At 73.2% G+C, this 4,689-nt stretch carries 4 protein-coding genes; 1 reads left to right on the top strand and 3 read right to left on the bottom strand.

The genetic code is table 11. The features are described from left to right. Positions 1 to 44: 44 nt before the first annotated feature. A complete protein-coding gene (locus GTW67_RS09630) occupies positions 45 to 1,286 on the bottom strand; it encodes a geranylgeranyl reductase family protein (RefSeq protein ID WP_161164387.1) in 1,242 nt (413 codons plus the stop codon). A gap of 228 nt (positions 1,287 to 1,514) precedes the next feature. On the opposite strand from GTW67_RS09630, the gene GTW67_RS09625 reads away from it, so the two are divergent. Next, positions 1,515 to 2,870, top strand: a complete 1,356-nt coding sequence (locus tag GTW67_RS09625; RefSeq protein ID WP_161164386.1) for a dipeptidase — start codon at positions 1,515 to 1,517, stop codon at positions 2,868 to 2,870. Positions 2,871 to 2,973: 103 nt separating this feature from the next. On the opposite strand, the gene GTW67_RS09620 is transcribed toward GTW67_RS09625, so the two are convergent. Together GTW67_RS09620 and GTW67_RS09615 are read right to left on the bottom strand one after the other, a co-directional pair. Further along, positions 2,974 to 4,014: an NUDIX domain-containing protein gene (locus tag GTW67_RS09620; RefSeq protein WP_161164385.1), complete on the bottom strand. Its 1,041-nt coding sequence runs from the start codon at positions 4,012 to 4,014 to the stop codon at positions 2,974 to 2,976. Between the two features lie 142 nt (positions 4,015 to 4,156). After that, positions 4,157 to 4,354: a hypothetical protein gene (locus tag GTW67_RS09615; RefSeq protein ID WP_161164384.1), complete on the bottom strand. Its 198-nt coding sequence runs from the start codon at positions 4,352 to 4,354 to the stop codon at positions 4,157 to 4,159. Positions 4,355 to 4,689 lie beyond the last annotated feature (335 nt).

Here is a 4,689-nt window from a genome sequence, read left to right as displayed (position 1 = left end):
GTGCCGCCCCAGCGGCACGACTGCCCGCAGCTACGGCAAGTGGGTCAGGCTTCGGGCTCGGCTGCTGCCGGTTCCGCGGACCGGCGGTCCACCGCGGACAGGGCCCGTTGCGCCAGGGGATGGCTGCGTACCAGCTCGCCCAGCGTCGTCGAGCCCTGGGTGATGTCCCGGAAGGCACGCCAGGCGGGCCGGAAACCGGTCAGGGCCGCGTGGAACAGCCCCGGGCGGCGCTCGAAGATGGCCAGCATCCGCTTGCCGACGCTCATCTCGACGCCCAGCCCGGCCTTGACGGCGAACGCGTAGTTCAGGGCCTGCTTGCGGGCGTCCACGGCGTCGTGCGCCTCCGCGATCCGCACCGCCCACTCCCCCGCGAGCCGCCCCGAGCGCAGCGCGAACGAGATGCCCTCGCGCGTCCACGGCTCCAGGAGCCCCGCCGCGTCCCCGCACACCAGCACCCGGCCGCGGGACAGCGGCGAGTCGTCGGCGCGGCAGCGGGTCAAGTGGCCGGAGGAGATGCTCGGTTCGAAGCCGGCGAGACCGAGCCGTCCGACGAAGTCCTCCAGGTACCGCTTGGTCGCCGCGCCTTCACCGCGCGCCGAGATCACACCGACGGTGAGCGTGTCCCCCTTGGGGAAGACCCAGCCGTAACTGCCCGGCAGCGGCCCCCAGTCGATGAGGACGCGGCCCTTCCAGTCGTCGGCGACCGTCTCGGGCACCGGGATCTCCAGCTCCAGGCCGAGGTCGACCTGGTCGAGCTTCACCCCGACGTGCGCGCCTATCCGGCTGGCGCTGCCGTCCGCGCCGACGACGGCCCGCGCGAGCACCGTCTCGCCGCCCTGGAGGACGACGGCGACCGTGCGCCGGTCGGGCACCGCCGACCCGTGCTGCTCGACCCGCGTCACCGTCACCCCGGTGCGCAGCTCGGCGCCCGCCTTCTGGGCGTGCTCGACGAGTTGCTGGTCGAACTCCGGCCGGTTGATCAGGCCGAACAGCATCTGCTTGGAGCGCCGGGTCCGGGTGAAGCGGCCGTTGTGGGAGAACGTCACCGCGTGCACGCGGTCCCGGAAGGGCAGGTCGAAACCGGGGGGCAGGGTGTCGCGCGAGGGGCCGATGATGCCGCCGCCGCACGTCTTGTAGCGGGGCAGCTCCGCCTTCTCCAGCACCAGCACGCGCCGCCCCGCGACCGCCGCCGCGTAGGCGGCCGAGGCCCCCGCCGGTCCCGCGCCCACCACGACGACGTCCCAGACCTGACGCGTGTCGTCCGCCGAAGAGTTCTCGCTGCTCACGATGGTCTACTGCTCCGATCAAACCGCATGCCGCACCTGACCCCCGCATCCTACGGCGGGCATCGCCGCAGGCCACTGTGGGAGGATCGGCGCGGACACCATCCGCACACCGGAAGGTGCCCGTACCCGCACGATCACCCGTACACAGCGGTACGCGCGCGGGCACTCGTCAGCAGCGCCCGTTCCCGTACTCACCCGTACAACGTCGCACCTACAAGGAGCGTGCCCATGTCGTCGAATCCGGTCGCCGAGACCGTGTCCTCGCTGATGCCCAGGGCGAAGGAGGAGCTCACCGCGCTGGTGGCCTTCAAGTCGGTGGCGGACTTCGACCAGTTCCCGCGCAGCGAGAGCGTGGGTGCCGCCAACTGGCTGGCGTCCGCGCTGCGCGCCGAGGGCTTCGAGGACGTGGCCCTGCTCGACACCCCGGACGGCACCCAGTCGGTGTACGGCTACCTGCCCGGCCCCGAGGGCGCGAAGACGGTGCTGCTCTACGCGCATTACGACGTGCAGCCCCCGCTGGACGAGGCGGGCTGGGTCACTCCGCCGTTCGAGCTGACCGAGCGCAACGGCCGCTGGTACGGGCGCGGTGCCGCCGACTGCAAGGGCGGTGTGCTGATGCATCTGCTCGCGCTGCGCGCGCTGAAGGCGAACGGCGGCGTGCCGGTGCACGTCAAGGTGATCGCCGAGGGCTCCGAGGAGCAGGGCACGGGCGGCCTGGAGCGATACGCGGAGCAGCACCCGGAGCTGCTGGCGGCCGACACGATCGTCATCGGCGACGCGGGCAACTTCCGCGTCGGTCTGCCCACGGTCACCTCCACGCTGCGCGGCATGACGCTGCTGCGCGTGAAGGTCGACACGCTGGAGGGCAACCTGCACTCCGGCCAGTTCGGCGGCGCCGCCCCGGACGCGCTGGGCGCGCTGATCCGCGTCCTGGACTCGCTGCGTGCCGAGGACGGTTCGACGACCGTCGACGGGCTGGCGGCGGACAGCGCGTGGGAGGGCCTCGCGTACGACGAGGAGCAGTTCCGCCGGGACGCCCGGGTGCTGGACGGCGTGGAGCTGATCGGTTCCGGTTCGGTCGCCGACCGCATCTGGGCGCGCCCCGCCGTGACGGTGCTCGGCATCGACTGCCCGCCGGTGGTCGGGGCGACGCCGTCGGTGCAGGCGAGCGCCCGCGCGCTGGTGAGCCTGCGGGTGCCGCCGGGCGTGGACGCCGTCGAGGCCACCAAGCTGCTCCAGGCCCATCTGGAGTCGCGCACGCCGTGGGGCGCGCGGGTGCACGTCGAGCAGATCGGCCAGGGGCAGGCGTTCCGCGCCGACACCACCAGCCCGGCGTACCAGGCGATGGCGGACGCGATGGCGGTGGCGTACCCGGGTCAGGAGATGCAGTACGCCGGTCAGGGCGGCTCGATCCCGCTGTGCAACACCCTCGCGTCGCTCTACCCGGAGGCGGAGATCCTGCTGATCGGCCTGAGCGAGCCGGAGGCGCAGATCCACGCGGTGAACGAGAGCGTGTCGCCGGAGGAGCTGGAGCGGCTGTCGGTGGCGGAGGCGCTGTTCCTGCGGAACTACGCGGCGAGCTGAGGCCGCCGCCCGTTCGCGCTCCGCAGGCCGGCGGACGGCCCTCGTCACGGGACGCGGGCCGTCCGCCGGGCTCGTCCAAGGTCCCGGGGCGCGGACGCACGGGTCAGCCGACCGGCGTGCCCGCCTCCAGATACAGCGCGGCCCCGCGTTCCCGGGCCCGCAGCGCCCAGCGCAGCCGCTCGTAGCGCACCGGGGGCAGCAGGGCGGCGGCCTCGTCCTCGCTGACGAAGCGCCAGTCGCGCAGTTCGGGTCCGGGCAGCAGCACCCGGTCCGCCTGGGCCGCGCCGAGCCGGCCGCCGTCGAAGAGCAGCCGCAGGCCGCCGTAGCCCGGGGGCGCGGGTGACTCCCAGTCGACCACCAGCAGCGCGGGCACCTCGTCGAGGCGTATGCCGGTCTCCTCGGCGACCTCGCGCATCCCCGCGCGGGCGGGCGCCTCGCCGGGTTCGACGACGCCGCCGGGGAACTCCCAGCCGGGCTTGTAGGTGGGGTCGACGAGCAGCACCCGGTCCTGCTCGTCGAAGAGGAGGACCCCGGCGGCCAGGGTCTCGCCGGTCGGCTCGGGGGTCTGCACGATGTCGCAGGCGCCCACCTCCCCGTTCCCGACGGCCTCGGCGATGCGCACGGCGGTCTCGCGCGGGGTGAGGGCGCTGGTGTCGACCGGATGGGCGTCGGCCGTCAGCCAGGAGGCGAGGGCCGCCCGGTACGGCTCGATGCGGTCGTACGACCACTGCCGGACGCGTATCTCCCCGTCCGCCTCCTCGGGCACCTCGCGGGCCGCTATCCGCTCCCGCAGGATCGTTTCAGCCGGAGCCAGCAGGACGTGCCGGACCGCTATCCGGCGGGCGGCGAGGCCGCCGAAGATCTCGTCGCGGTACTCCTGGCGCAGCAGGGTCATGGGGACCACGAGGGTCCCGCCGAGTTCGGCGAGCATCGCGGCCGCCGTGTCGGTCACGAGGCGCCGCCAGATCGGCAGGTCCTGGAAGTCGCCCGCTTCGGCGAGGCGTTTGGGCGGCAGCAGGTGCCCGAGTGCCGCGCCGATGACCTCGGGATCGAAGAGCGTGCTGTTCGGGATCAGTTCGATCAGTTCCCGTGCGGTGGTGGTCTTCCCCGCACCGAACGCGCCGTTGATCCAGACGACGGTCACAGGTCCCCCTCTTGTCTTGGCCCCCTGTGGCTTGCCCGCTCCACCCTGCCACGGAAACCAGGCCCAGTTGAGGGCGTACGACAGCGGCGCCGGTGCCCACCGGACGTGGGGCACCGGCGCCGTGTGCGGCACGTGTGGTGTGTCAGTCGCCCAGGACCGGGGCGCCCTGGTCCAGGGACAGGCCCTCGGCGGAGACGGTGTGTTCGACGGTGCCGAGCGTGTCGTCGACGTCGACGTGGTGGAGCGGGAGGTCCTCCGGGGCGGCGTGGGACGGGCTGACGGCCGCGACGACGAACCCGGTGGCCAGGGAGGCGATGGCGAGCATGCTGCGCTTCTTCATGACTGCTTCAACTGCCTGACCGGCCCGGGGTCACGGCCGGGGCCCGTACGGCTCACGAACGGCTCGAATCACCATCACCCACCCTCTTCCAACAAAGCCCGACACGTCCTAACGTAAACGCCCAGTCATGACGTGCACATGTCTCGCGGGCCCCGTGTCTCCCCGCGCGCGTGCCGCGTTCACCCCTCGTTCCACCTGCCGCGGATTCGGAGGAACGTAATGAGACGTCACCTTTCCCCCCACCCCGTCCGGGGGCCCCTGGCCGGGGCGCTCGTCGCCGGGCTGCTGTGCGCGGCCGGGCTCGCCGCCCCCGCGGCCGCCGCCCCCGCCGCCGC

This window comes from Streptomyces sp. SID5910 (assembly GCF_009862125.1).
Classification (GTDB): Bacteria; Actinomycetota; Actinomycetes; order Streptomycetales; family Streptomycetaceae; genus Streptomyces.
This window is presented reverse-complemented; position numbering and strand designations above follow the sequence as displayed.